The sequence below is a fragment of the Candidatus Polarisedimenticolaceae bacterium genome (assembly GCA_036275915.1).
In the GTDB taxonomy this organism is placed as follows: Bacteria; Acidobacteriota; Polarisedimenticolia; order Polarisedimenticolales; family DASRJG01; genus DASRJG01.
In genome coordinates, this window is sequence record DASUCV010000003.1 from 1 (window position 1) to 23,363 (window position 23,363).

At 68.7% G+C, this 23,363-nt stretch carries 23 protein-coding genes and 1 tRNA gene; 18 read left to right on the top strand and 6 right to left on the bottom strand.

Annotated elements, in window-relative coordinates:
- Positions 1-79: 79 nt before the first annotated feature.
- Complete coding sequence (locus VFV19_02000; GenBank protein ID HEX4823063.1) at positions 80-1,165, bottom strand: hypothetical protein; 1,086 nt, start codon at positions 1,163-1,165, stop codon at positions 80-82.
- 59 nt (positions 1,166-1,224) lie between these two features.
- Here VFV19_02000 and VFV19_02005 point away from each other — a divergent pair, with 59 nt between their 5' ends.
- Together VFV19_02005 and VFV19_02010 are read left to right on the top strand one after the other, a co-directional pair.
- Complete coding sequence (locus VFV19_02005; protein HEX4823064.1) at positions 1,225-3,111, top strand: acyl-CoA dehydrogenase family protein; 1,887 nt, start codon at positions 1,225-1,227, stop codon at positions 3,109-3,111.
- A gap of 100 nt (positions 3,112-3,211) precedes the next feature.
- Positions 3,212-4,927 carry an amidase gene (locus VFV19_02010; protein HEX4823065.1) on the top strand — a complete coding sequence of 572 codons (1,716 nt, stop codon included), beginning with the start codon at positions 3,212-3,214 and terminating at the stop codon, positions 4,925-4,927.
- Between the two features lie 20 nt (positions 4,928-4,947).
- Here the strand turns inward: VFV19_02010 and mmuM are convergent, their stop codons facing one another.
- A complete protein-coding gene (gene mmuM / locus VFV19_02015) occupies positions 4,948-5,838 on the bottom strand; it encodes a homocysteine S-methyltransferase (GenBank protein HEX4823066.1) in 891 nt (296 codons plus the stop codon).
- Positions 5,839-5,858: 20 nt separating this feature from the next.
- On the opposite strand from mmuM, the gene VFV19_02020 reads away from it, so the two are divergent.
- The 6 genes from VFV19_02020 (at position 5,859) to VFV19_02045 (ending at position 11,190) form a co-directional block, all read left to right on the top strand.
- Positions 5,859-6,764, top strand: coding sequence for a DUF1684 domain-containing protein (locus tag VFV19_02020; GenBank protein ID HEX4823067.1), 906 nt, complete (start codon positions 5,859-5,861; stop codon positions 6,762-6,764).
- Between the two features lie 75 nt (positions 6,765-6,839).
- On the top strand, positions 6,840-7,697 hold the full coding sequence (locus VFV19_02025) for a metal ABC transporter substrate-binding protein (protein HEX4823068.1): 858 nt from the start codon (positions 6,840-6,842) through the stop codon (positions 7,695-7,697).
- Between the two features lie 52 nt (positions 7,698-7,749).
- Positions 7,750-8,100: a hypothetical protein gene (locus tag VFV19_02030; GenBank protein ID HEX4823069.1), complete on the top strand. Its 351-nt coding sequence runs from the start codon at positions 7,750-7,752 to the stop codon at positions 8,098-8,100.
- A gap of 78 nt (positions 8,101-8,178) precedes the next feature.
- Positions 8,179-9,420, top strand: a complete 1,242-nt coding sequence (locus VFV19_02035) for a hypothetical protein (GenBank protein HEX4823070.1) — start codon at positions 8,179-8,181, stop codon at positions 9,418-9,420.
- 12 nt (positions 9,421-9,432) lie between these two features.
- Entirely contained in the window at positions 9,433-10,341 is a 909-nt protein-coding gene (locus tag VFV19_02040; protein ID HEX4823071.1) for a metal ABC transporter substrate-binding protein, read from the top strand.
- 9 nt (positions 10,342-10,350) lie between these two features.
- The gene (locus VFV19_02045) at positions 10,351-11,190 is read left to right on the top strand and encodes an iron chelate uptake ABC transporter family permease subunit (protein ID HEX4823072.1); all 840 of its coding nucleotides are present in this window, start codon (positions 10,351-10,353) and stop codon (positions 11,188-11,190) included.
- A gap of 78 nt (positions 11,191-11,268) precedes the next feature.
- Here VFV19_02045 and VFV19_02050 read toward each other — a convergent pair whose 3' ends face one another.
- Entirely contained in the window at positions 11,269-12,567 is a 1,299-nt protein-coding gene (locus VFV19_02050; GenBank protein HEX4823073.1) for a hypothetical protein, read from the bottom strand.
- A 31-nt stretch (positions 12,568-12,598) separates the two neighbouring features.
- Here VFV19_02050 and VFV19_02055 point away from each other — a divergent pair, with 31 nt between their 5' ends.
- Genes VFV19_02055 through VFV19_02075 form a run of 5 tightly spaced genes read left to right on the top strand, consistent with a single transcriptional unit; the run spans position 12,599 to position 18,333 of the window.
- The gene (locus tag VFV19_02055) at positions 12,599-14,302 is read left to right on the top strand and encodes a long-chain fatty acid--CoA ligase (protein HEX4823074.1); all 1,704 of its coding nucleotides are present in this window, start codon (positions 12,599-12,601) and stop codon (positions 14,300-14,302) included.
- Between the two features lie 36 nt (positions 14,303-14,338).
- Positions 14,339-14,866 carry a signal peptidase II gene (gene lspA / locus VFV19_02060; protein ID HEX4823075.1) on the top strand — a complete coding sequence of 176 codons (528 nt, stop codon included), beginning with the start codon at positions 14,339-14,341 and terminating at the stop codon, positions 14,864-14,866.
- 13 nt (positions 14,867-14,879) lie between these two features.
- Positions 14,880-15,869: a hypothetical protein gene (locus VFV19_02065; protein HEX4823076.1), complete on the top strand. Its 990-nt coding sequence runs from the start codon at positions 14,880-14,882 to the stop codon at positions 15,867-15,869.
- Entirely contained in the window at positions 15,866-17,005 is a 1,140-nt protein-coding gene (locus VFV19_02070; protein ID HEX4823077.1) for a hypothetical protein, read from the top strand. The genes VFV19_02065 and VFV19_02070 overlap by 4 nt, the downstream gene beginning before the upstream one ends.
- A gap of 26 nt (positions 17,006-17,031) precedes the next feature.
- A complete protein-coding gene (locus tag VFV19_02075) occupies positions 17,032-18,333 on the top strand; it encodes an aminotransferase class I/II-fold pyridoxal phosphate-dependent enzyme (GenBank protein HEX4823078.1) in 1,302 nt (433 codons plus the stop codon).
- 65 nt (positions 18,334-18,398) lie between these two features.
- On the opposite strand, the gene VFV19_02080 is transcribed toward VFV19_02075, so the two are convergent.
- The 3 genes from VFV19_02080 to VFV19_02090 form a co-directional block, all read right to left on the bottom strand.
- Positions 18,399-19,166 carry a hypothetical protein gene (locus VFV19_02080; GenBank protein ID HEX4823079.1) on the bottom strand — a complete coding sequence of 256 codons (768 nt, stop codon included), beginning with the start codon at positions 19,164-19,166 and terminating at the stop codon, positions 18,399-18,401.
- A 77-nt stretch (positions 19,167-19,243) separates the two neighbouring features.
- On the bottom strand, positions 19,244-19,579 hold the full coding sequence (locus VFV19_02085) for a hypothetical protein (GenBank protein ID HEX4823080.1): 336 nt from the start codon (positions 19,577-19,579) through the stop codon (positions 19,244-19,246).
- Between the two features lie 17 nt (positions 19,580-19,596).
- A tRNA-Met gene (locus VFV19_02090) sits at positions 19,597-19,671 on the bottom strand.
- A 91-nt stretch (positions 19,672-19,762) separates the two neighbouring features.
- On the opposite strand from VFV19_02090, the gene VFV19_02095 reads away from it, so the two are divergent.
- From VFV19_02095 to VFV19_02115, 5 genes are read left to right on the top strand one after another with little or no spacing between them, the layout of a single operon-like run.
- Positions 19,763-19,939, top strand: coding sequence for a hypothetical protein (locus tag VFV19_02095; protein HEX4823081.1), 177 nt, complete (start codon positions 19,763-19,765; stop codon positions 19,937-19,939).
- A gap of 4 nt (positions 19,940-19,943) precedes the next feature.
- Positions 19,944-20,912, top strand: a complete 969-nt coding sequence (gene hemB / locus VFV19_02100) for a porphobilinogen synthase (protein ID HEX4823082.1) — start codon at positions 19,944-19,946, stop codon at positions 20,910-20,912.
- Positions 20,913-21,359, top strand: a complete 447-nt coding sequence (locus VFV19_02105) for a Wss1p-related putative metallopeptidase (protein HEX4823083.1) — start codon at positions 20,913-20,915, stop codon at positions 21,357-21,359. It begins immediately after the preceding gene.
- Positions 21,356-22,639: a glutamate-1-semialdehyde 2,1-aminomutase gene (gene hemL, locus VFV19_02110; protein HEX4823084.1), complete on the top strand. Its 1,284-nt coding sequence runs from the start codon at positions 21,356-21,358 to the stop codon at positions 22,637-22,639. Before VFV19_02105 ends, hemL begins: the two co-directional genes overlap by 4 nt.
- A 9-nt stretch (positions 22,640-22,648) precedes the next feature.
- Entirely contained in the window at positions 22,649-23,335 is a 687-nt protein-coding gene (locus tag VFV19_02115) for a metal-dependent hydrolase (protein HEX4823085.1), read from the top strand.
- Positions 23,336-23,363: the final 28 nt, after the last annotated feature.

Here is a 23,363-nt window from a genome sequence, read left to right on the forward strand (position 1 = left end):
GTGGTGTGTGGTCAGGCCCTGAATCGTGTGTGAAGAAACCACCCCTCTGACTTCGGGTGGAAATTCGGTAGCTGTCCCCTTATTTCCTCGCGCCCAGCTCGAGCTGCAGCAACCGCATGAAATCTTGCGCGTTCGTGACGACGCCGAACGCCTGGTGCGTGCCGCGGTCCTTGAGCTTCGAGACGAGGAACTCGGTCTGATCGACGCAGATCGTCGTGATCTCGCGGATCGAGCCGTCGGGCGCCGCGCAATACGTCGGCAGCATGTTCCCCGCCGCGATCGAGTGGAGTGCGGTCGCGACCATGACGACCATCGTCGCGCGCGCGGTGTGCTCGCGCATCGCCGCCTGGCAGGCGAGGGCGTCGGTCATCGTCTCGGGGAGCGGGCCGTCGTCGCGGATCGAGCCGGCGAGGACGTACGGGGTGCCGCTCACCGTCAGCGCGTGCATGATCCCGCCGCGGATGCGGCCGGCCTCCACGAGCGCCTTGATCGAGCCGGCTTTCTTGACCTCGTTGATCGCGCGCATGTGCATCGCGTGGCCGCCGGCCTGCCCCGAGCCGTCGGCCTTCATGCCGAGGGTCGAGCCGAAGAGGGCGGCCTCGACGTCGTGCACGCCGACCGCGTTCCCGGTCAAGACCGCGTGCGCGAAGCCGTGGTGGATCATCCACTCGAGCGCCTCGCGCCCGCGGGCGTGGACGAGCGCGGGGCCGACGACCCAGAGCACGTACCCCTTGGCGCCGCGGTTCTCGAGGAACTTCTCGAAGATCGCCTCGTAGTTGACCGGCTTCTCGCGGCTCACCTCGGACGACATGAAGGCGAACGCCTCGGCGTGCGTGACGTCGGCTTCGTCCTCGAACCCCTTGTCCCAGACGAAGACTCCCTCGGAGCCGTCCTCGGCGGTCGCGATCGCGACGAGGTCGCCCTTCTTCACCGACCGGAACTCCCGCACGTCGAGACGCTCCGATGCCGGTTCCCAGACGAGATGCGCGTCCATCCTGGGGCGGCCGGGCATGCGCCAGCGTCCGCCGATCTTCACGTACGTCGGATGGTTCGTCGTCGACATGAATCCGTCGGGAAGCGTCGCGTCCTGAGGCGCCGGGGCGAAGCGGCACTCGGGCGCGCCGTCGAGGCCGAGGACGCGAAAATCGGGAGGGCGGTAGGACATCGTCGCTCCGCTGGCGGCCCCGGGGAGAGGCCACTAGATTACGTGGTCAGGAGGCCCTGATGAGCTCGTCCAAGAAACTCCACTCCGAGAGCGAGCGCGAGTCCCTTCGCGTCGCCGAGGCCGCGCGGCAGACCGAGTGGACCGAGCCGAGCTTCCTGAAGGAGATCTTCCTCGGCAACCTCCAGATGCACCTCATCCGGCCCATTCCGGATGCGATGAAGGAGCGTCCCGAGTTCACGGCATTCTACGAGCGGTTCAAGGCATTCCTGCGCGACCGCGTGCGGCCGGGCGAGATCGACACGACCGGTGAGTACCCGCCGGAGGTCATCGACGGTCTCCGCCGCCTCGGGGCCTTCGGCATGAAGATCCCCACCGAGTACGGCGGCCTCGGCCTGAACCAGGTCGAGTACGGCCGGATCATGGAGCTGCTCGGGAGCTACGACGGGAACCTGTCGGCGCTCCTCTCCGCGCACCAGTCGATCGGCGTCCCGCAGCCCGTGAAGATCTTCGGCACGCCGGAGCAGAAGCAGCGGTTCCTGCCGCGCTGCGCCGCCGGCGCGATCTCGGCCTTCGCCCTCACCGAGGAAGGGGTCGGTTCCGACCCGTCGAGCCTCGCGACGACGGCCGAGCTGACGCCGGAGGGCGACGCCTACATCCTCAACGGGACGAAGCTCTGGTGCACGAACGGGACGATCGCCGAGCTGCTCGTCGTCATGGCGCGGCACCCGGGCACCAAGAAGATCAGCGCGTTCGTCGTCGAGGCGTCGTCGCCGGGGATCACGGTCCTCCACCGCTGCAGGTTCATGGGGCTGAAGGCGCTCGCGAACGCGGTCCTCGGCTTCGAGAACGTCCGCGTCCCGAAGGAGAACCTGATCGGCCGGGAAGGCCAGGGGCTCAAGATCGCCCTCGTCACGCTCAACACCGGCCGGCTCGCGCTCCCCGCGGGGACGACCGGCGTCGCGAAGGTCGCGCTCGAGACCTGCCGCGTGTGGTCGGGCGAGCGCATCCAGTGGGGCCAGCCGATCGGCAAGCACGAGGCGATCGCCCACAAGATCGCCGACATGGCCGCGAACGGCTTCGCGATGGAGTCGGTCTCCGACCTCGCGTCGCGCATGGCCGACCGCGGCGGCTACGACATCCGCCTCGAGGCGGCGGCCGCGAAGGAGTGGAACACGGTCACCGGCTGGAAGATCGTCGACGAGACGATCCAGGTGCGCGGCGGCCGCGGGTACGAGACGCAGCAGTCGCTCGAGGCGCGAGGCGAGACCGCCTACGCCGTCGAGCGCACGATGCGCGACTACCGGATCAACCTCATCTTCGAGGGCAGCTCGGAGATCATGCACCTCTTCATGGCGCGCGAGGCGGTCGACCGGCACCTCCAGGTCGCCGGCAAGATGATCGACCCCGACGCGTCGTTCGGGACGAAGCTCGCGGCGCTGCCGCGGATCGGTCTCTTCTACGCGTGGTGGTACCCGACGCGGTGGATCGGCTGGGGCCGGTGGCCGCGCTACCGCCGCTTCAAGAAGCTCGCACCGCACCTGCGCTTCGCCGAGCGCGCGACGCGGAAGCTCTCGCGCGAGATCTTCCACGGGATGATCGTCCACAAGGCGAAGCTCCAGCGGCGCCAGGCGTTCCTCTTCCGTACCGTCGACGTCGCCATGGAGATCTTCGCGATGGCGGCCTGCCTCTCGCGCGTGCGTACGATGCGCGAGGAGAAGCATCCCCACGCCGCCGAGGCCGCCGCGCTCGCCGACCTGTTCTGCCGCAACGGCAAGCGGAAGATCCGCCGCCTCTTCGGCGAGCTGTGGCGGAACGACGACCTTGCCAAGTACCGGCTCGGCCAGAGCGTCCTCAAGGGCGAGCACGTCTGGTTCGAGGCCGACACTTTGGGCGCGCTGCCTCACGCCGTCCTCCCGGGCACGGAAAAGGTCGGCGCCACCGACTGACCTCTCGCTTATCCTCTGGCGGGGACAGTAACCAAGTTTTTCTTACACGCGAACTGCGCGTGTAAGAAAAGCCTGGTTACTGTCCCCACTGGGGGGAGCGATGGAGCGACGGCAAGTCCTCAAGGTTCTCGGGTTGGCGGGCGTCGGCTCGGCGGCGTTCGGGCGCGCGCTCACCGTCCTGGCGGCCGACGCGCCGAAGGTCTCGGAGGCGATGGTCTCTCAGGCCGAGTGGATCTCCGGCATCAAGCTCACCGACGAGCAGCGCAAGATGGCGCTCGAGGGGTTGAGCGACGCCGACGCTGGTTACGAGAAGCTTCGCGCGGTGGCGATCGCGAACTCGGTGCCGCCGGCGTTCACGTTCGACCCGGTCCGCGGGATCGCGACCCCTCGTCCGGCCTCCGCCCGCCCGTCGGCGCCGAAGCTGCGCCCGCGTCCCCTTCCCGCGTCCAAGGACCAGATCGCGTTCTCGCCGGTCGCCGTCCTCGCGGAGTGGGTGCGCACGAAGGCGATCTCTTCGACCGAGCTGACGAAGCTCTACCTCGCGCGGATCGAAAAACTCGACCCGCAGCTCCACGCCGTCATCACGCGGACCGACGACCTCGCGCTCAAGCAGGCCGCGGCGGCGGACGCCGAGATCGCGAAGGGGCGCTACAAGGGACCGTTGCACGGCATCCCGTTCGGCGCGAAGGACCTCCTCGCCGCCAAGGGCTACCCGACGACCTGGGGATCGGTGCCGTTCAAGGAGCAGCGCATCGACGAGAACGCGACGGTCATCGACCGTCTCGAGGCCGCCGGCGCGGTTCTCGTCGCGAAGACCGCCGTCGGCGAGCTGGCCTGGGGTGACGTCTGGTTCGGCGGCACCTGCCGCAACCCGTGGAAGCTCGAGCAGGGATCGAGCGGCTCGTCCGCGGGATCGGCTTCGCTCACCTCGGCCGGGTGCGTCGGGTTCGCGATCGGCACCGAGACGTGGGGGAGCATCGTCTCGCCGAGCACGCGGTGCGGAACGACCGGCCTCCGGCCCACGTTCGGGCGGGTGAGCCGCGCCGGCGTGATGGCGCTCTCGTGGACGATGGACAAGGTCGGCCCGATCGCGCGCTCGGTCGGCGACTGCGCGCTCGTCTTCGACGCGATCCACGGCGCCGACCCGAGGGACACGTGGGCGCGCCAGGCGGCGTTCTCGTGGCCTCAGGAGCGGCCGCTCAAATCGATCCGCGTCGGCTACGTCAAGTCGCTCTTCGACGCCGACTACACGAAGTTCGCCGACAAGGACGAGGACAAGAAGCCGTACGAGGAGTGGAAGACGTTCGACGCGCGCTCTCTCGATACGCTCCGCTCGATGGGCGTCGATCTCAAGCCGATCGAGCTCGACTTCTCCGTGCCGATCCCGCCGCTCTCGGCGATCCTGAGCGCCGAGGCCGCGACCGCGTTCGACGTGCTCCTCCGCGACGGCCGCATCGACACGCTCGTCCGTCAGACCGCCGACGCGTGGCCGAACGTCTTCCGCCAGGGGGAGATGGTGCCCGCGGTGGAATACCTCCGCGCGCAGCGCTTGCGGACGATCGTGCTCCACGAGATGGCGAAGATCATGGAGCCGATCGACGTCTACGTCGTCCCCTCGTTCGGCGGCGACAACGAGCTGCTCACGAACCTCACCGGGCATCCGGCGGTCGTCGTCCCCAACGGCTTCCGCTCGACCGACGGCACCCCCACGAGCATCACCTTCCAGGGCCGGTTGGACGAGGACGACGTCGTCCTCGCCGTCGCGCAGGCTTACCAGCAGGCGACCGACTTCCACACGAAGCACCCGGCTCTGTGAAAAAAGCAGAATGTCCCCATTCACAGACTTCCGCTGATCTCGCGCACATCGGCCGGCGTCGTGCGGCAACAGCCGCCGACGAGGCGAGCGCCCGCATCGACCCACCGAGGAACCCAGCGAGCCCAATCGATCGGATGCCCTCGCGGAATCCATCGCCGCCCGACGGCATCCCACACGTCGCCGCGGTTCGGATAGGCGACGAGAGGCTTCGACGTGGCGGAACGTATCGCTCGCAGGAGCGGCAAGGCGCGCTCCGGCGGTACGCAGTTGACGCCGACGGCGACGACGCGATCGGAACGCGAGGCCAAAGCAGCCGCCTCCTCGATCGCGCTCCCGTCGGCGAGGTGCTCCTCGTCGCGTGCCTGGAGCGAGATCCACGCCGGTGGGGCGCCGGTCTCGCCGAGCAACCGCACGATCGCCTCGATTTCTGGAAGCGAGGGGATCGTCTCGAACGCGAGCAGGTCGGCGCCGCTGTCCTCGAGGAGCCGGAGCCGCGGGCGATGCCAGGCGGCGAGCGCTTCGACCCCCAGATTGAAAGCGCCGCGGTATTCCGAGCCGTCCGCCAGAAACGCGCCGTAGCTTCCGATCGACGCCGCCACGAGCGCCCCGGGCTTTCGCGCGTCGCGCTCGCGGACAGCGATCGCCACGCCTTCGACGATCGCCCGCCTGGCCTCGTCTTCGGTCACGCGGCGCGCGACGAACCCGGGGATCGTCGCCTGGTAGGTCGCCGTCGTGATCACGTCGGCTCCGGCATTCAAGTAATCGCGGTGGATCGAGGCAAGGATCTCCGGCGCGTCGAGGAGCGCGCGCGCCGACCAGAGCCGGTCTTGCAGGGCGAAGCCGCGTGCCTCGAGCTCGCTGGCGAGGCCCCCGTCGAGGACCAGGGGTGTGTCGCGATCGAACGGGCCCATGGGTCGCATAGAATAGGACCATGCGCAGACTTTGGACGACTCTCATGTCGGTCGCGGTCGCCGGAGCGGCGGTCACGGCGGCCGACACACCCACGGACTTTCAGCAGGTCGAAAAGGCCTGGCGCGAATCGCGAGAGAAGCGTCTCAAGAGCCCGGGCGGCTGGCTGACGCTCGTCGGGCTCGCGTGGCTCCAAACGGGGGAGAACACCGTCGGCTCCGATCCGGGGAGCGTCGTCGTGCTCCCGGAGAAAACGCCGAAGCACGCGGGCGTGCTCGTGCTCGCCGACGGCAAGGTGACGCTCAAGCCGGCGCCCGGCTCCGGCATCACGATCGACGGCAAGCCGGCGGGGGAGCAGGTCCTCAGCGACGACGCGGCCGCGCACACCGACGTCATGAACATCGGCGCGGTCAACTTCTTCGTCATCAAGCGCGGCGAGCGCTACGGGGTGCGCGTCAAGGACCCCGACGGCCCCGCCCGCACGGGCTTCAAGGGGATCGAGTACTTCCCGGCCGATCCGAAGTGGCGCGTCGAGGCTACGTTCGTCCCGTACGGTACGCCGCACACGATGCAGATCCCGAACGTCCTCGGCGAGACCGAGACGATGGACGCGCCGGGTCTCGTCAAGTTCAACGTCGACGGGAAGGAGTACTCGATGGCGCCCGTCATCGAGGACCCGAAGGACCCGTTGCTCTGGTTCATCTTCAAGGACCAGACGAGCGCGAAGGAGACCTACGGCGCCGGCCGGTTCCTCTACGCGGAGATGCCGAAGAACGGGAAAACGATCATCGACTTCAACCAGGCTTACAACCCGCCGTGCGCCTTCACGCCGTACGCGACCTGCCCCCTCCCGCCGAAGGAGAACTGGCTTCCCGTCCGGGTCGAGGCCGGCGAGAAGGCCTACGCCGGCGGTCACCACGCACCGTGAGGTTTGACAGCGCCCGAACGCCGGTCTAGCTTCGATCGTTCGCTGCGTTGCGAACGTCCGAGGGGAGATTCCACCATGATCCGACCGATCGTTCTCGGCGTCACCTTGGCCTGCACGGCCGCGCTCCCGGCGCGCGCCGCGCTCCGCGTCGTCGCCACGACCTCCGATCTCGCCGCGCTCGCGGGCATGGTCGGCGGCGACAAGGTGGTGGTGACGAGCTTGGCGAAGCCCAACCAGGATCCGCACGCGGTCGACGCGCCCGGCGGGGCGAAGGCGCTGGCCGACGCCGACGTCCTCATCGAGAACGGCGGCGACCTCGAGCACGCCTGGCTTCCCGCGCTCGTCGAGGCGGCGAAGAATCCGAAGATCGCGATCGGAGCGAAAGGCCAAATCAATGCGGCCGAGGGGATGCAGCTCATCGATCCGCCCGAGCACCCCGACCGTGCGCACGACCCGCACCCCGACGGGAACCCGCATTTCCTGATGAGCCCGCTCGCGGCGCTCAAGGTCTCCGAGCACATCGCGGAGAGCCTCTGCGTCCTCGACGCGCCGTCGTGCGCCACGTTCCGAGGGAACGTGGCCGCGTTCAAGGACACGCTCGACAAGAAGATGCTCGAGTGGATGCGCGTCCTCGCCCCGTACCGGGGGTCGGCGATCGTCAGCATGCACGCGAGCTGGAACTATTTCGCCGCGCGCTTCGGGCTCGTCGCCCAGACCGCCGACGCCGCGAAGCCCGGGAAGGCGCAGGTGTTCGTCGTCGAGCCGTTCCAGCAGCGGCCGACGGCCGAGACGATGGCCGCGCGCACCGGGGCGGTGGTCGTGAACGCCTGCCAGTTTCCCGGATGCCTCCCCGGAACCGACGGCGACTACGTCGCCCTGATCGACGCCGACGTCAAGGCGATCGCCGCGGGGTTCAAGGCTGCCAAAAAGTAGACGGTCCCGCGGGTTTGACACCGCGGATTTCTCGGTCTAATTTCCAGCCGCCATGAGGTCGATCGCACACCAGCCACGCCGCAGCGCCCTCGGCTCGGCGGTCGCACTCGTGCTGGCGTGCCTCTGGATCGCGGCCCCGCTCCACGCGCACGAGTCGATGGCGCCGGGTCTGCACGACGCGACCCCTCGAGGCTGCCCTCACAAGGCCGATCAAGGACCCTGCTCCCTCTGCCGTCTCGCCCAGGACATCTCTTCGCCGGCGCTCACGGTGCAACGCCTCGCGACGCCCGAGGTTCGCTCCGAGAGCGAGAGGGCGACCTACGCGGCCGAGCCGAGGGGCCGATCCCAGCGCGCCGACGCCGCTCGCGCTCCGCCAGCCCGCCTCCTTTCTCACGTGGCCTGACCGTTCCCCTCATCTCGCCGCCGCGTGCGGCGCCGTTCCGTTTTCGCACCGCCACGTCCTTCAGGAGGGCACAGGCTGATGCCTCGCCTCGTCCGTTCGCTCATGCCGGGCCTCGCGCTCGTCGCGACCGCCCTGATTCCGCATGCGTCGTCCGCCCAGGAGACGCCCGCCCCCGCCCCCGCCCCCGCTCCCGCGCCGATCACCGTGGTCTCCGGCGCCGGGGGCAAGAACTACCTCAACCTCTCTCTCGACGTCCTCGTCGCCGCCGGCGCATCGACGGAGCCGGATGTGGGCGAGCTGCAGACCGGAGGTCATGATCCGGCCCAGCGCGGCTTCACCCTTCAGAACCTCGAGATGGTCCTGGACGGTGCCGTCGATCCGTACTTCAAGGGTCAGGCGAACCTCGTCATGCAGATCACCCCGGACGGCGCGACGACGTTCGAGCTGGAAGAGGCCTACGGGCTGACGACATCCTTGCCCCACAACCTGCAGGTCAAGATCGGGCAGTATTTTTCGGAGTTCGGGCGGATCAATCCGACGCACCCGCACACCTGGGACTTCGTCGATCAGCCGCTCGTCTCGGGGCGGATGTTCGGGCCCGACGGGCTCCGGAGCCTGGGCGCAAGGTTGTCGTGGCTCATGCCGGTCCCGTTCTACTCGGAGCTCATCGTCGGCATCCAGAACGGCCACGGCGAGACGCAGACGAGCTTCGGATCGGTCGCCGGCGAGACCCAGTTCGGCCGGCCGATCGTGAGCGACGACGTGCACGCCCTCTCGGACATGCTCTACGTGCCGCGATGGGACGGGTCATTCGACATCGGCGACAACCAGACGATGGTCGTGGGCGCCTCGGGCGCCTTCGGTCCCAACGGGACCGGGCCCGACGCAATGACCGAGATCGGCGGCGTCGACTTCCTCTGGAAGTGGAAGTCGCCCCGCGCCGACAAGGGGTTCCCGTTCGTCAAGATCCAGGGCGAGGCGATGTGGCGGAACTACGACGCCGCCGCGACGCCGCTCCTGCCGGCCGCGGTCTTCCAGGATCACGGGGCGTACGCGCAGGTCGTCTGGGGGATCAAGCCGATGTGGACGCTCGGCTTCCGCTACGACACGGTCGGCGGCGACGTCGGCGACGACCCGCTCGACCCGCGCTTCGCCCCTCGCGATCGCGCCTCGGTCGAGGCGACGTGGTACATGACCGAATACTCCAAGCTGCGCGCGCAGTACAACTACGACCGCCGCGGAGGCGGGTTCGACGACGCCAGCTCCGTCTGGCTCCAATTCGAGTTCATCCTCGGCGCGCACGCCGCGCACAAGTTCTGAAAGGTGCCCACCATGACGTCACGTACGGGTCTCATCCTCGCGTTCCTCCTCGCCGGAGTTCCGGCGAGGGCGGCGCTCCACGTCGTCACCACGACGCCGGAGTACGGCGCCATCGCCTCCTCGGTCGGCGGCGACAAGATCTCGGTGTCGGTGCTCGCCAAGCCGACCGAGGATCCTCACTTCGTCGACGCGAAGCCGAGCCACATCGTCACCTTGAACCGCGCCGACATGCTCATCGAGGGCGGCGCCGACCTCGAGGTCGGCTGGCTGCCGCCGCTCCTCGAAGGCGCGCGGAACTCGAAGATCGCCGCGGGCGCGCCCGGCCACGTGCGGGCGAGCGAGGGGATCCAGCTCCTCGACGTCCCCGCGGTCCTCGACCGCTCGCAGGGGGACATCCACGCCGCCGGTAACCCGCACTTCATGATGGACCCGGTCGCGGCGGGGAAGGTCGCGGCTCACATCGCCGATGCGCTGTGCGCCGTCGACTCCGGACCGTGCGCCGGGTACAAGAGCAACCTCGCGGCGTTCCAGTCGAAGCTCCAGGCGAAGATGACGGAGTGGCAGGCGGCGCTGGCGCCGTTCAAAGGCACGGCGATCGTGACCTATCACCCGACGTGGAAGTACTTCGCCGCGCGGTTCGGCCTCGTCTCGGAGCTGTACCTCGAGCCGAAGCCGGGGATCCCGCCGTCGCCGCCGCATCTCGCGGAGGTCATCCAGAAGATGACCGCAGGGAAGATCCGCGTGATCCTCGTCGAGCCGTTCCAGTCGCGGAAGACCGCCGAGGCGGTCGCCGAGAAGACCGGCGGGCTCGTCGTCGACGTCTGCCAGTTCCCGGGCGGCCTTCCCGGCACGGCCAACGACTACATCGCGCTCCTGGATGCCGACGTGAAGGCGATCGTCGCCGGCCTCCAGGCCAAGTAGGAGACGCGCATGGCCGAGATCTTCCACCTGTGGCTGTGGCCTCTGCTGGCGCTCCTCCTCCTGCCGGGCCTCCTCGTCTACTTCGGGCTGCACGTCGTCGAGCGCGGGGTGATCTTCGTCGACCTGGCGCTCGCGCAGGTCGCGGCGCTCGGCGTGTGCGTCGCCATCGCGCTCGGCGCGCACCCGGGCCACGATGCGCTCCCGTACGTCCTCTCGCTCGTCTTCACGCTCTTCGGCGCCGCCCTCTTCGCCTGGTCACGCTTCGACCACCCGCGCGTCCCGCAGGAATCGATCATTGGGATCATTTACATCGTCGCCGCGGCCGCCTCGACCCTCGCGCTCAGCCACTCGGCGGAGGGGGACGAGGAGCTGAAGAACCTCCTCCTCGGCAACGTGCTTCTCGTGACCAAGCCCGAGGTGCTCCGCACGTTCGGCCTCTTCGCCGTCATCGCGATCGTTCACGTGCTCCTGCGCGACAAGTTCATGATGCTGACGTTCCGGGAGGACGAGGCAAAGGCGAAGCGGGTCGCGATGCGGACCTGGGACTTCCTCTTCTACGCAACGTTCGGCCTGACGGTCGTCAGCTTCGTCCAGATCACCGGGGTCTACCTGGTGTTCTCGTACCTCATCGTCCCTTCGGTCTGCGGCGCGCTCCTCTCGGCGGACATCCGGACGCGTCTCGTCATCGGCTGGGCGATTGCGTTTCTCGCCGGGCTCTCGGGTCTGCTGCTCTCGGTCAAGCTCGAGTCGCTCGACCTGCCGACCGGCCCCACGATCGTCTGCTGCTTCGGCGTCCTGCTCATCGCCTGCGCGATCTTGATGCGCCTTCGCACCGGGCGCCGCGCCTGAGGCCACAGAGGGGACAGCTTCCAAAACTCACCCAAACAGAATTCGTCTGGGTGAGTTTCGGAAGCTGTCCCCTCTCGGTTACTGTCCCTTCGTCAGGTCTGACGGGACGACGGGACGGGAGAGGATGTCGAAGAACTTCCGAGCGCGGTCGGGCCCGTCGCCGATGTAGGCGCGCACGACGTCCTCGCCGAGCGAGTAGTTGAAGACGTACGAGCGATAGGTCCGCGCGAAGTCGATCGACTTCTTCGAGCGCTCCTCGGTGACGAGCCCCCACTTGCGAATGAACTCGGCGACCTCGGCGTCGGGCTTGCCGTTGTCCAGGAGCATGCGCGCCGCCTCGCCGCTCACGTAGCGGAGCGGCTTCATCGCGTCGCGGATCGCGTCGACGGCGGCGATCGCCTTGGGATCGACCCCCGACGCCTCGGCGATCGGTCCTGTCAGCGTGCGGCGCCGCTCCTCCGGGGTGAACACGATGTCGATCCCGGCGTTCGCGCTGCCCTCGGCGAGGAGCGACTGCGGCGAGTAGAGCGGGTAGACGGTGTACTCGACCCAGCCCTTCCCCTTCACGAGGTTCCGTTCGAGGAGGACGTTGTAGACGTGGTGGCCCGGGTAGCCCTCGTGGCACATCGTGCCGAGGAGGTTGTTCGCCTCGACCGGCAGGTCGGTGTTGAGCTCGATCCGGCTCTTGTAGTTGCCGAGGTACCAGTTGTACGCGCCCCACGGCTTCCCGGTGACGAGCGCGGTGACGAACTGCTCGCCCTCCGGCAGCTTGACGAACGGCGCCGTCGCGGTGCGCGCCGCCTGGAGCGCCGCCGCGAGAGCGGGAGCGATCTTGTCGTGAGGGATGTAGACCGACCTCCGCATCGCCTCGATGCGCGGTCCGAGCGGTCCCTTGCCGGGGACGAGCGCTTCGAGCTTGCGCTGCGCTTCCTCGAACTCCGCGGCGTCGTGATGCGGAGGGTCGGCGTCGTAGAGGACGCGGCACTCCTCCGCGAGCGTCATCTTCTCGCCGGAGAGGCGGCGGAGATGCCCTTCGACCGCGACGAGCTGCTTCTCGAGATACCGCTTCCTATCGGCCGGACCGCCGGCCTTGCCGAGATCGGCTTGAAGCGCCCGCGCCTGCGCGAGCAGCTCTGGCAGGGGAGTCGGCGCGCCGCCGGCGGCGACGGTCTTCCACGCGGGCGGCCCGTAGTAGGCGTCGACGTAGAGGTCGTCATGCCGCCCGACCGCAAGGACGAGCTTCACATATCGTTCGGCGACCGCGTCCAAGGCGGAGTCGACCTTCGGCGGCGCCGCCGAGCCGGCGCCTCCTCCGCCGCACGCGGCGAGCAGGATCATGAGCGGGGTCCAGGCCAGCGGCGTTCCCTTGAAGTTCATGGACGCTCCTCGAGGGTGTAGCATCGCACGCATGGACGCACCGTGGATCAAGTTCTACGAGCCCGGCGTTCCGAAGTCGATCACCTACCCGACCGGGAACCTCACCGACCTCCTCGACAAGGCAGCGGCCGAGTTCGCCGACAAACCGGCACTCGCGTTCTACGCCGATCCGAAGCTGCCGCCTTCCCGGATGACCTACCGCGCGTTCCGCGACGCCGTCCTCCGGCTCGCGACCGCGTTCTGGCAGCTCGGGATCCGCAAGGGCGACCGGGTCGCGATCATGCTCCCGAACTGCCCGCAGTTCCCGATCACCTTCTACGCGCTCCTCCGCATCGGCGCGATCGCGGTCAACACGAACCCGCTCTACGTCTCGCGCGAGATGAAGGAGCAGTTCGGCGACTCGGGTGCCGAGACCGTCGTCCTCCTCAACCTCTTCTTCCCTCGCCTGCGCGAGATCCGCTCGTCGACGAAGATCAAGCGGGTCGTCGTCGTCGACGTCGCCGAGACGCTCGGCTTCCCGTGGCGCAACATCGTCCACTTCGTCCAGAAGAAGCACGGCGAGTACGTCGAGGTCCTTCCCGAGAACGACATCTTCTTCTGGCCGCGCCTCGTCGCGAAGCATCCGCCGACGCCACCGGACGTCGCGGTCGCGCCGTCGGACGTCGCCCTGCTCCAATACACCGGGGGGACGACCGGAACGCCCAAGGCCGCGATGCTGACCCACGCGAACCTCATCGCGAACACGCTCCAGATGGCCGCGTGGTTCCAGAAGGCCGAGCGCGGGCGCGAAGTCTTCATGGGCGCGATCCCGTTCTTCCACGTCTACGGGATGACGACCTGCATGCTCTTCGGCGTCTACGCCGGCGCCGAGATCGTCATGGTGCCGAAGCCGCGTCCGATCGAGCTCGTCATGAAGGTGATCCAGAAGAGCCGCGCGACGATCTTCCCCGGCGTGCCGACCCTCTACACCGCCATCAACCACCACCCCGACGTCGGCAAGTACAAGCTCGGCTCGGTGAAGCTGTGCATCTCCGGCGCGGCGCCGCTGCCGCTCGAGGTCGCCGAGACGTTCGAGCGGATCACCGGCGGCAAGCTCGTCGAAGGGTTCGGGATGACCGAGTGCTCGCCGGTCGCCATGTGCAACCCGCTCTACGGCCAGAGGAAACCGAAGAGCATCGGGCTGCCGGTCCCCGACACCGACGCGAAGATCATCGACATGGAGACGGGCGCCACGCTCCCCGCCGGTGCCGAAGGGGAGCTCGTCCTCCGCGGGCCCCAGGTCATGCCCGGCTACTGGAAGCGCCCGGACGAGACCGCGCAAACGATCAAGAACGGCTGGCTGCACACCGGCGACGTCGCCACGATGGACGCCGACGGCTACTTCTTCATCGTCGACCGCAAGAAGGACATGATCGTCGCCTCCGGCCTCAAGGTGCTGCCGCGCGAGGTCGAGGAGGTCCTCTTCCTCCATCCGAAGGTCAAGGAAGCCGCGGTCGCCGGCGTGCCCGACCCCTATCGCGGCGAGACCGTCAAGGCGTTCATCGTGCTCAAGCCCGGCGTCACCGCAACCGCCGACGAGATCGCGGAGTTTTGCAAGCTCCACCTCGCGTCGTTCAAGGTGCCGCGCCAGGTCGAGTTCCGGACCGAGCTGCCGAAGACGCCGATCGGCAAGGTCCTCCGCCGCGTGCTCGTCGAGGAGGAGCGCGCGAAGCAAACCCCGGTGAAGCCGAACTAGGACAAACGGGGCTCCGCCCGATAGAATCCAAGGCCGATGGACTCCGATTCCGACGACGGGATGCCGCTCCGTCCCAAGATCGTGCTCGTCGCGGCGCTCGTCGCCGTGATCGTGGCCATCGATCTCGTCACCAAGGCGATCGCGGAGGCGAACCTCACTGACGCGCCGACGATCCACCTCCTCGGCGACACCATCCGGATCGGCTACGTGCTCAACTCGGGGGTGTTCTTGAGCCTCGGGCACGAGCTGTCGCCCACCCTCAGGTTCTGGCTGTTCGTCGTCGGCGTCGCCGGCGTGCTCGCCATGCTCCTCGGGCTCACGTTCAAGGACCCGCGCTTCCGCCGTCCCGAGGTCGTTGCCGTGGCGGCGATCGTCGGCGGCGGCCTCGGGAACCTCTGGGACCGGATCCAGCTCGGCGTCGTGCGCGACTTCATGAACGTCGGGATCGGGCCCTTGCGCACCGGCATCTTCAACGTCGCCGACATGGCGATCACCTTCGGCGGGATCGCGCTCCTGCTCCTGCCGCTCCTGCGCCGGAAACGAAAGCCCGAAGCGCCCGCGTGATAGCCTCGCGCGCGTGACCGACCCTGACGTCGCCGTCGCCATCGACGATCTCGAGCGACGGGGCGTTCTTCTCGCTCCCACGGCCGCGGCGCTCCGTCGCGTCGCGACCGGCTCCCTGATCTCGGTGCGCGAGGAGCTGCGCTTCCTGCTCTGGGCGGGCGTCGCGCTCATCGCGGCCGGCGCCGGGCTGCTGGTCAAGGTCAACCTGGAGCGCATCGGGCCCGTCACCGTGGCCGCCGTGCTGGGTGCCGCGTCCGCCTTGTGCCTCGCGTGGGCCTGGCGGCGGTCGCCTGCATTCACTTGGGGCGAGACGTCGGCCGAGGGATTCGCCCTCGACTACGTCCTGCTCCTCGGCGCGCTTCTCGCCGCCGCGGATCTCGCGTTCGTCGAGGTGAAGTTCACACCGCTCGGCGCGGCGTGGCCCCGGCATCTCCTCGTCGTCGCGGTCGCGTACGGTGCGCTCGCGTTTCGGTTCGACTCGAAGACCTTGTTCTCGCTCGCGCTGACCTCGTTCGCCGCGTGGCGCGGCGTTTCTTTGACGCGCGTCTCCGTGCCCTGGGACGCGCCCGTCGAGGATCGTCTCGTCGTCGAGGCGCTGATCTGCGGCGTGATCTTCCTAGGAGTCGGCGGTCTCCTGGAGCGGACGCGTCGCAAGGCTCACTTCGAGCCGGTGGCGGCATGGCTCGGCTGGCTCCTCATCGCCGGGACGCTGATGTCCCGGATCCTCCGCGACGTCGAGGCGTACCCGCGTGTCGGGGTCACGCTGTACGCGTTCGCGCTCGCCGGATGCGGAATCGTGCTCGCGGTCTTCTCCTGGGAGGAGGCACGCATCGGCCGCTTCGCGCTGGGGGTCGGGGCCATGGCGTTCGGACTCTGGGGAATGACCGCGGACATGCTCGAGGGCGCCGGTGTCGTCGTTCAATCGCTCGTCGTCATCGTCCTCGCGGGACTGACCCTGGGCGCGATCCTCCGCGCGCAGGCGCTCATGAAGCGTCGACAATGAGACGCGATGCCGTGGCGGCGGATCGTACGTTCGCCGTACGCGAAGCCGCGGCCGCATGGCACAAGTCCGGAACGATCGATGAGCCGACGCGGCGCACGATCGAGGCGGATTATCCCGACGATCGACGCCGGTTGAGTCTCGGCCTCAGGATCGTCGCTTGCCTCACGACGCTCGCCGGCGGAGGTGCCGTCGTCGCGCTCATCGGCGAGGTGCTTCGTCCGGGCGATGCGGCCGTCTTCGCCGTCGCAGCGCTCCTCTTCATCGGCTTCACGGAGCTGCAGATCGGGCGATGGCGCCGTGCACAGGCAGGGACCGAATACGCGACGGCGATCCTGGGAGCCTTACTCGCGTGCGCGTTTCTGGCTTCGATCGAGGATTTTCGTTTCTCACGGGGGACGCTGCCGCTCTTCGCTCTCTGCTGGGCCGTCGCCGCTTGGCGTTGGGGCTTCGCTTTCTTTGCGGTCATCGCGGAGCTGATCGCCATCGGGGCGCTCACGGACGCCCATCACGCGCGCGGGGGCTGTCTCGTCATCGGTGCGGCGTCACTGACGACGCTGCTCACCTCGCACCGGTTCTGGAGGCTCGCACCATCGCATCGCCGCGCGCTGGATTGGTCGGCGACGCTGGGCGTCGTGGCGGGGTACGCCGCCTGCAACGTTTACGTCCTCGACACGCTCGGCATCGAGCCGATGCAAGGCCACGTGCCGCCGGCCGACTGGGTCCGTGTCCTGGCGATCCTGGCGACGGCGCTCGTCCCGCCCGCGCTCCTCGCGCTCGGGGTCCTCCGGAGACACCGGACCCTTCTCCTCCTCGGCGCGCTGACGACCGCGGCGTCGCTCGCGACCATTCGCTTCTACGTGCACGTGGCGCCGCTGTGGGTCGTCCTCACGTTGTCCGGGACGGCCTGCGCCGGTCTCGCGGTCGGAATCAAGCGCTGGCTGTCGCGCGGTCCCTCGAAGGAGCGGGGCGGGTTCACGGCGGAATCGCTCCACGTCGACCGGCGGGCCCTGCAGCTCGCCCAGGCGCTAGCCACCATCGGGTCGCTCGCGCCGAAGCCGGTGCCGGCGGGCGAGCGCCCCGGGTTCGAAGGGGGCGGGGGATCGTCCGGCGGAGGGGGCGCGCAGGGCCGATTCTGAGCGGATCTGCTGGTAGAATCTCGCGCATGCCCGACAAGACATTGATGGAGATGACGTTCGGCCCGTCCGGACGTATCGACGAGGCCCTCTCGGAAGGTGCCAGGAGCCTGATCGGCTCCGAGATCCTCAAGATCGCCGCCGAGATTCGCACGCTCGTCGCATCGGGCAAGCAGGTGTGCAACCTCACCGTGGGCGACTTCAACCCGCGGTACTTCCCGATTCCCGCCGCGCTCCTCGAGGAGATCCACGGAGCGCTCACGCGCGGCGAGACGAACTATCCGCCGTCCGACGGGATGATGGCGCTGCGGCAGGCGGCGGCCGACATCACCGCACGGGAGTACGGCGTCCGTTACCCGATCGAGTCGGTCCTGATCGCCAGCGGCTCGCGCCCGATCCTCTACGGCGCCTACCGCTGCGTCGTGAACCCCGGCGACGTCGTCGTCTACCCGGCGCCGAGCTGGAACAACAACCACTACTGCGTGCTCACGCAGGCGAAGGCGATCGACGTGCCGACGCGCGCCGCGGAGGGGTTCCAGCCGACGCTCGCCGATCTCGCCCCGCACCTGGGCGCCGCGCAGATGGTCGTCCTCAACACGCCGCTCAACCCTTCGGGCACGGCGATGCAGGCGAGCCACCTCAAGGACATCGCGAAGGCGATCGTCGCCGAGAACGAGAAGCGTGCCGCGGCAGGCCGCCGCCCGGTCTTCCTCCTGTTCGACCAGGTCTACGGCTCGCTGACGTTCCGGCGGATCAAGCACGAGCACCCGGCCGCGCTCGTCCCCGAGATCGCGCCGTGGCTGATCACCGTCGACGGCATCTCGAAGGGTCTCGCGGCGACCGGTCTCCGCGTCGGCTGGCTCCTCGCCGCGCCCGACGTCACCGCGCGCATGCGCGACCTCATCGGCCACGTCGGCGCGTGGGCGCCGCGCGCCGAGCAGGTGGCGACCGCGAAGTTCCTTCAGAACGAGGTCGCGGTCCACGCGTTCCGCAAGCAGATGAACGCCGCGCTCGAGCAGCGCCTCGAGGCGCTCTACGAGGGCTTCAGCGCGATGAAGGCCGACGGCTTCCCCGTCGATTGCATCCAGCCGCAGGGCGCGATCTACCTCTCGCTGCAGCTCGACATCGTCGGCAAGACGATCAAGGGCAAGCGCATCGCGACCAACGAGGAGATCCGCCGCCTCATCCTCGAGGAGGCCGGTCTCGCCGCCGTCCCGTTCCAGGCGTTCGGCCTCATGGAAGAGACCGGCTGGTTCCGCCTCTCCGTCGGCGCCGTCTCGATGGACGAGATCGCGCAGATGCTCCCGCGGCTCCGGGAACTGCTGGGATAGTCGACAGTCAACAGTTGACAGTCAACAGTAGCGTCGACTGTGAACTGTCAACTGTCGACTTCCCGTCAGTGCCCGACCTTCAACGTCGGATCGAGCGGATCGATGCGCCGGTAGCCGGCGTCATGCATCGGCGTGATCGAATCGACGCCGGTGAGGTCGTCGTGGACGGTCGCCTGACCGAAGACGCGGCCGGGCCCGTAGCCGACCCAGATCACCTCGACCGATCCCGCGGTGAAGCTGCCGTTCGAGATGTAGCTCGCGACGGCTTCCGACTGGCTGCCGTGCGGTGGGATGACGAAGCGGTCGGACGACGCCACGACGTTGCCGGCGACGTCGTAGAAGAGGACCTTGACGTGGCGCGGGTGACGCGTGCCGTTCTTGAGCGCGAGCGTGAGACCGGTCGCCGAGGCGTACGGGACGATGAGCCGCCCGACCGTGAGGTCGGGCCGGTTGCCCTGCACCATGACGACGACCGTGATGACCGAGCCGGCTTCGCCGGTCATCTGAACGTCGAGCGCCGCGGATCCCTTCGGCAGCGCGATCGACTTGGCGATCAGGTCGACCGCCTTCGTGAAATCGGCTGGACCGGCGACCTGGACGCCGTTGATCGTGATGCTGGCGCTCGAGGTGCGGTTGCCGTCGCCGTCGCCGTTCTGGATCCAGACCATGGCGTTCAGGGCGACCGGGACGTCGAACTGAGCCGTGTAGTCGTCGGACGGCGCGTCGGTCCGTTCGTAGCTCTCGGGGCCGAACAAGAGCGGAACCTGGGCCGCGTGCGCTGCGCCGACGGCGCAAACCAAGACGAGAGCGATCAGAGCGAGCTTCCGAAACATCACGAGCCTCCTCGCGCCGGCCGCCCCCCCGTAATACAGGCGCCTGCTACGTTCGACTCGGTCCGAGTGGGGAAGGTTTAGCGCGGAGGAACCGGCTGGCTCGGGCTCTCGCCGGTTTCGAATTCGATACCTCCGAACGCCCGGGCGGCGACGTTGTAAACGGCGGCCAGGAGCATCGCCGTCAGGGCCCCGAACCCGCCGTAGAGGACCGGGAAGAAGATCACGGCCCCGACGCCGAAGAACATGCTCATGGCTCCGGCGGCCCGGTTGCCGTCGCCGAGCATGCCGGCCATGCCGCCGATCACCGAGAACAACGCCACGATCGCGCCGATGAAGAAGCCGAGGCAGCCGTAGACGACCAGCGCGGTCTTCCCGACCGAGAGCACGCCGACGCTCTTGAGCACCTTGGTCACGGATCCCCCGGAAGGGTTGGTACCGGCGCGTGGATTTGAACCACGGACCTAGGGATTATGAGACCCTCGCTCTACCCCTGAGCTACGCCGGCCCGGCTCGAAAGCCCGTGAACGATAGCAGGAGCGGCAGCGAGGCGAAAGGCCGCCGCAAGACGCTATAATCTCGCCCCTCAGGGAGATCGCGTGCCGGAAGACATCGCCTGTCACATCTGCGGCAAGCTCGAGAAGGACACGAGCTTGCTCAAGTGCCCGATCTGCTTCAAGCACGTCTGCGGCGAGCACGCGTTCCACTACAGCGGCCGCGTCTTCTGCGGGAAGCACTGCGCGGACTACTTCTTCTTCGCCGATCCCGAGGACTGAGCCGGTGTTCCCGACGACGCGCCCTCGGCGCCTCCGCCGCACGGCCGCCCTCCGGGCGATGGTGCGCGAGACGCGCCTCACGCCTTCGGATTTCATCTACCCGCTCTTCGTGAAGCACGGCCGCGGCGTGAAGGCCGAGATCGCCTCGATGCCGGGCCAGTACCACTTCTCTCCCGACACGCTGGTCGAAGAGGTGGGGGCAGCGCGGAAGGACGGTGTGAGCGCGGTCCTTCTCTTCGGGATCCCGGATCACAAGGACGAGAAGGGCTCCGAGGCGTGGAGCGACGGCGGCGCCGTCCAGGTCGCGGTGCGCGATCTCAAGAAGGCGTACGCCGACCTCCTCGTGATCACCGACGTCTGTCTGTGCGAGTACACGAGCCACGGCCACTGCGGCGTGATCGCGGACGGGTCGGTGAAGAACGATCCGACGCTCGAGCTGCTCGCGAAGGCGGCGCTGTCGCACGCGCGGGCCGGGGCGGACCTCGTCGCGCCGTCCGACATGATGGACGGCCGCGTCGGCGTGATCCGCGAGGCGCTCGACGCCGACGGGTTCGAGGAGACGGCGATCCTCGCGTACGCCGCAAAGTACGCCTCCGCCTTCTACGGACCATTCCGCGAAGCCGCCGGCTCGGCGCCGCAGTTCGGCGACCGGCGCGGCTACCAGATGGACCCGGGGAACTCCGACGAGGCGCTCCGCGAGGTCGGCCTCGACCTCGAAGAGGGCGCCGACATCGTCATGGTCAAGCCGGCGCTGGCGTATCTCGACGTCATCCGGCGCGTGAAGGAAGCGTTCGGCGTGCCCGTCGCGGCATACAACGTGAGCGGCGAGTACGCGATGCTCGCGGCGGCGGCGGCGAACGGCTGGATCGAGCGCGAGCGCGCCGTGCTCGAGACGCTCACCGCGATCAAGCGCGCGGGCGCTTCGATCATCCTCACGTACCACGCGCGAGAGGCCGCGCGCCTCCTGGGCTGAGTGTTGGCGCCGCGGTACCGGCCCGGCCAGCACGCGCTCTTCGCGCCCGCGCGCAAGCGCCGCGTTCCCGCATCGCGTGAGGAAGACGCCGCGATGGTCGAGAAGCTCCGCGCGATCGCGGAAGAGCTCGCCGCGCACTTCGGTCTCGCGTACCAGGCGATCGACGCCGAGGCCGACGGCGTCGTCCAGCACTACGGCATCTGCTACTCCGACGGCCGCATCCGGATCCGCCTGCGCCACGCGACGACCGGCCGCGTTCTCAAGGAGTCGAGCCTCGTCGACACGCTCTGCCACGAGCTGGCGCACCTCAAGCACTTCGACCATTCGCCGCGCTTCCGGCGGTTCCACGAGCGCGTGCTCGCGGAGGCGCGCCGCCGCGGCTGGTACCGTCCGTCCCAGAAGAAGGGCGAGATTCCCGGGGTGACGCTGTGGGAATACCGACGTTGAGCCGGAACGGCGAGCGCCTCTACGCCGACGCGAAGCGCCTCATGCCGGGCGGGGTGAGCAGCCCCGTGCGCGCGTTCGGCGGCGTCGGCGGGACTCCGGTCTTCATGGAGCGCGGGCAGGGCGCGATCGTCGTCGACGCCGACGGCCGTGAGTACATCGACTACCTCGGCTCCTGGGGGCCGCTCATCGCCGGCCACTGCCACCCGCGCGTCGTCGCGGCGATCCGCGACCAGGCGGGGAAGGGCGTGTCGTTCGGCGCTCCGACGGAGCTCGAGACCGAGCTGGCACGGCGCGTCGTCGCGCGCGTGCCGTCGTGCGAGAAGGTGAGGTTCGTCTCGTCGGGGACCGAGGCGACGATGTCGGCGATCCGCCTCGCGCGCGCCGCGACGGGACGCGACGGCATCGTCAAGGTCGAAGGGTGCTACCACGGTCACGTGGACTCGTTGCTCGTGAAGGCGGGCTCCGGCGTGCTCACGCTCGGGATCCCCGGAAGTCCGGGAGTCCCCGGCGATCTCGCCGCGATGACCCGCACGATCCCCTTCAACGATGCCGCCGCGCTCGAGAAGCTCCTCGAGAAGGAAGGGCGCTCGATCGCGTGCCTCATCGTCGAGCCGGTCGCCGGGAACATGGGCGTCGTGGCTCCCGCCACCGGCTGGCTGCAGGCGGTCCGCGAGCTCACCGAGAAGCACGGCGTCGTCCTGATCCTGGACGAGGTGATGACCGGCTTCCGCGTCGCCGCGGGGGGCGCCCAGGCGCTCTACGGCGTCGTGCCGGACCTCTCCTGCTTCGGCAAGGTCATCGGCGGCGGCCTGCCCGTCGGTGCGTACGGAGGCCGCAGCGACCTCATGGACCGTGTCGCGCCCTCGGGTCCGGTCTACCAGGCCGGCACGCTCTCCGGCAATCCGCTCGCGATGCGCGCGGGGATCGAGACCCTCGACATCCTCGGCGAGCCCGGGACGTACGAGCGCCTCGAGGAGGTCTCGGCGCGGCTTCATGCCGGCCTCGCCTCCGCGGCGCGCGACGCCGGCGTTCCCTCCGTCGTGAACCGCGTCGGATCGATGCTCACCGGGTTCTTCACGTCGAAGCCGGTCACCGACTTCACCACGGCGACCGCGTCGGACACCAAGCGCTACGCCCGCTTCTTCCACGCGATGCTCGACCGCGGCGTCTATCTGGCGCCGTCGCAGTTCGAGGCCGCGTTCGTCTCGATCGCTCACGACGACGCGCTCGTCGACAAGACCGTCGCCGCCGCGCGCGAGGCGATGAAGGAATTGAGCTAGGCTATCGTCATGCTCGAGCTCACCTTCCACGGCCACGCCTGCTGGGAGTTCAACGACGGCACGCACCGCGTGCTCATCGATCCGTTCCTGACCGGCAACTCCCTCGCCGACGTCGCGCCGTCGTCGTTCAAGAAGCTCGACGCGATCGTGCTCACGCACGGCCACGGCGACCACATCGGCGACACCGTCTCGATCGCGCAGGCGACGAAGGCGATGGTCGTGTCGAACTACGAGATCGTCGGCTGGCTCGGCAAGCGCGGCGTCGAGGGGCATCCCCTCCACATCGGTGGCGGCCGGCAGTTCCCGTTCGGTCACGTCAAGCTCACGATCGCGCACCACGGCTCGACCGGGCCCGACGGCGAGGCGCTCGGCAACCCCGCCGGCGTCATCCTGTCGATGGGTGGCAAGAAGGTCTACCACGCCGGTGATACCGCGGTCTTCCTCGACATGAAGCTCATCGCGGAGCTGAACGGGCCATTCGACGCGGCGCTCCTCCCGATCGGCGACAACTTCACGATGGGAATCGTGGACGCCGCCAAGGCTGCCGAGCTCATCGACGCGAAGCTCACGATCCCGATGCACTACGACACCTTCGGCTGGATCCAGGCCGACGCCGGTGATTTCGTGAAGCGTGTCGAAGCCGGCGGCCGCAAGGCGCAGATCGTGAAGCCCGGGGAACGGGTGACGTTGAAATAAGGGGACAGCTACCGAATTCTCACCCAAA

Excerpts from the sequence above, each read along its gene's own strand:
- VFV19_02000 (HEX4823063.1), bottom strand. The coding sequence starts at position 1,165 with ATGTCCTACCGCCCTCCCGATTTTCGCGTCCTCGGCCTCGACGGCGCG.
- VFV19_02005 (HEX4823064.1), top strand. The coding sequence starts at position 1,225 with ATGAGCTCGTCCAAGAAACTCCACTCCGAGAGCGAGCGCGAGTCCCTT.
- VFV19_02010 (HEX4823065.1), top strand. The coding sequence starts at position 3,212 with ATGGAGCGACGGCAAGTCCTCAAGGTTCTCGGGTTGGCGGGCGTCGGC.
- mmuM (HEX4823066.1), bottom strand. The coding sequence starts at position 5,838 with ATGGGCCCGTTCGATCGCGACACACCCCTGGTCCTCGACGGGGGCCTC.
- VFV19_02020 (HEX4823067.1), top strand. The coding sequence starts at position 5,859 with ATGCGCAGACTTTGGACGACTCTCATGTCGGTCGCGGTCGCCGGAGCG.
- VFV19_02025 (HEX4823068.1), top strand. The coding sequence starts at position 6,840 with ATGATCCGACCGATCGTTCTCGGCGTCACCTTGGCCTGCACGGCCGCG.
- VFV19_02030 (HEX4823069.1), top strand. The coding sequence starts at position 7,750 with ATGAGGTCGATCGCACACCAGCCACGCCGCAGCGCCCTCGGCTCGGCG.
- VFV19_02035 (HEX4823070.1), top strand. The coding sequence starts at position 8,179 with ATGCCTCGCCTCGTCCGTTCGCTCATGCCGGGCCTCGCGCTCGTCGCG.
- VFV19_02040 (HEX4823071.1), top strand. The coding sequence starts at position 9,433 with ATGACGTCACGTACGGGTCTCATCCTCGCGTTCCTCCTCGCCGGAGTT.
- VFV19_02045 (HEX4823072.1), top strand. The coding sequence starts at position 10,351 with ATGGCCGAGATCTTCCACCTGTGGCTGTGGCCTCTGCTGGCGCTCCTC.
- VFV19_02050 (HEX4823073.1), bottom strand. The coding sequence starts at position 12,567 with ATGAACTTCAAGGGAACGCCGCTGGCCTGGACCCCGCTCATGATCCTG.
- VFV19_02055 (HEX4823074.1), top strand. The coding sequence starts at position 12,599 with ATGGACGCACCGTGGATCAAGTTCTACGAGCCCGGCGTTCCGAAGTCG.
- lspA (HEX4823075.1), top strand. The coding sequence starts at position 14,339 with ATGGACTCCGATTCCGACGACGGGATGCCGCTCCGTCCCAAGATCGTG.
- VFV19_02070 (HEX4823077.1), top strand. The coding sequence starts at position 15,866 with ATGAGACGCGATGCCGTGGCGGCGGATCGTACGTTCGCCGTACGCGAA.
- VFV19_02075 (HEX4823078.1), top strand. The coding sequence starts at position 17,032 with ATGCCCGACAAGACATTGATGGAGATGACGTTCGGCCCGTCCGGACGT.
- VFV19_02080 (HEX4823079.1), bottom strand. The coding sequence starts at position 19,166 with ATGTTTCGGAAGCTCGCTCTGATCGCTCTCGTCTTGGTTTGCGCCGTC.
- VFV19_02115 (HEX4823085.1), top strand. The coding sequence starts at position 22,649 with ATGCTCGAGCTCACCTTCCACGGCCACGCCTGCTGGGAGTTCAACGAC.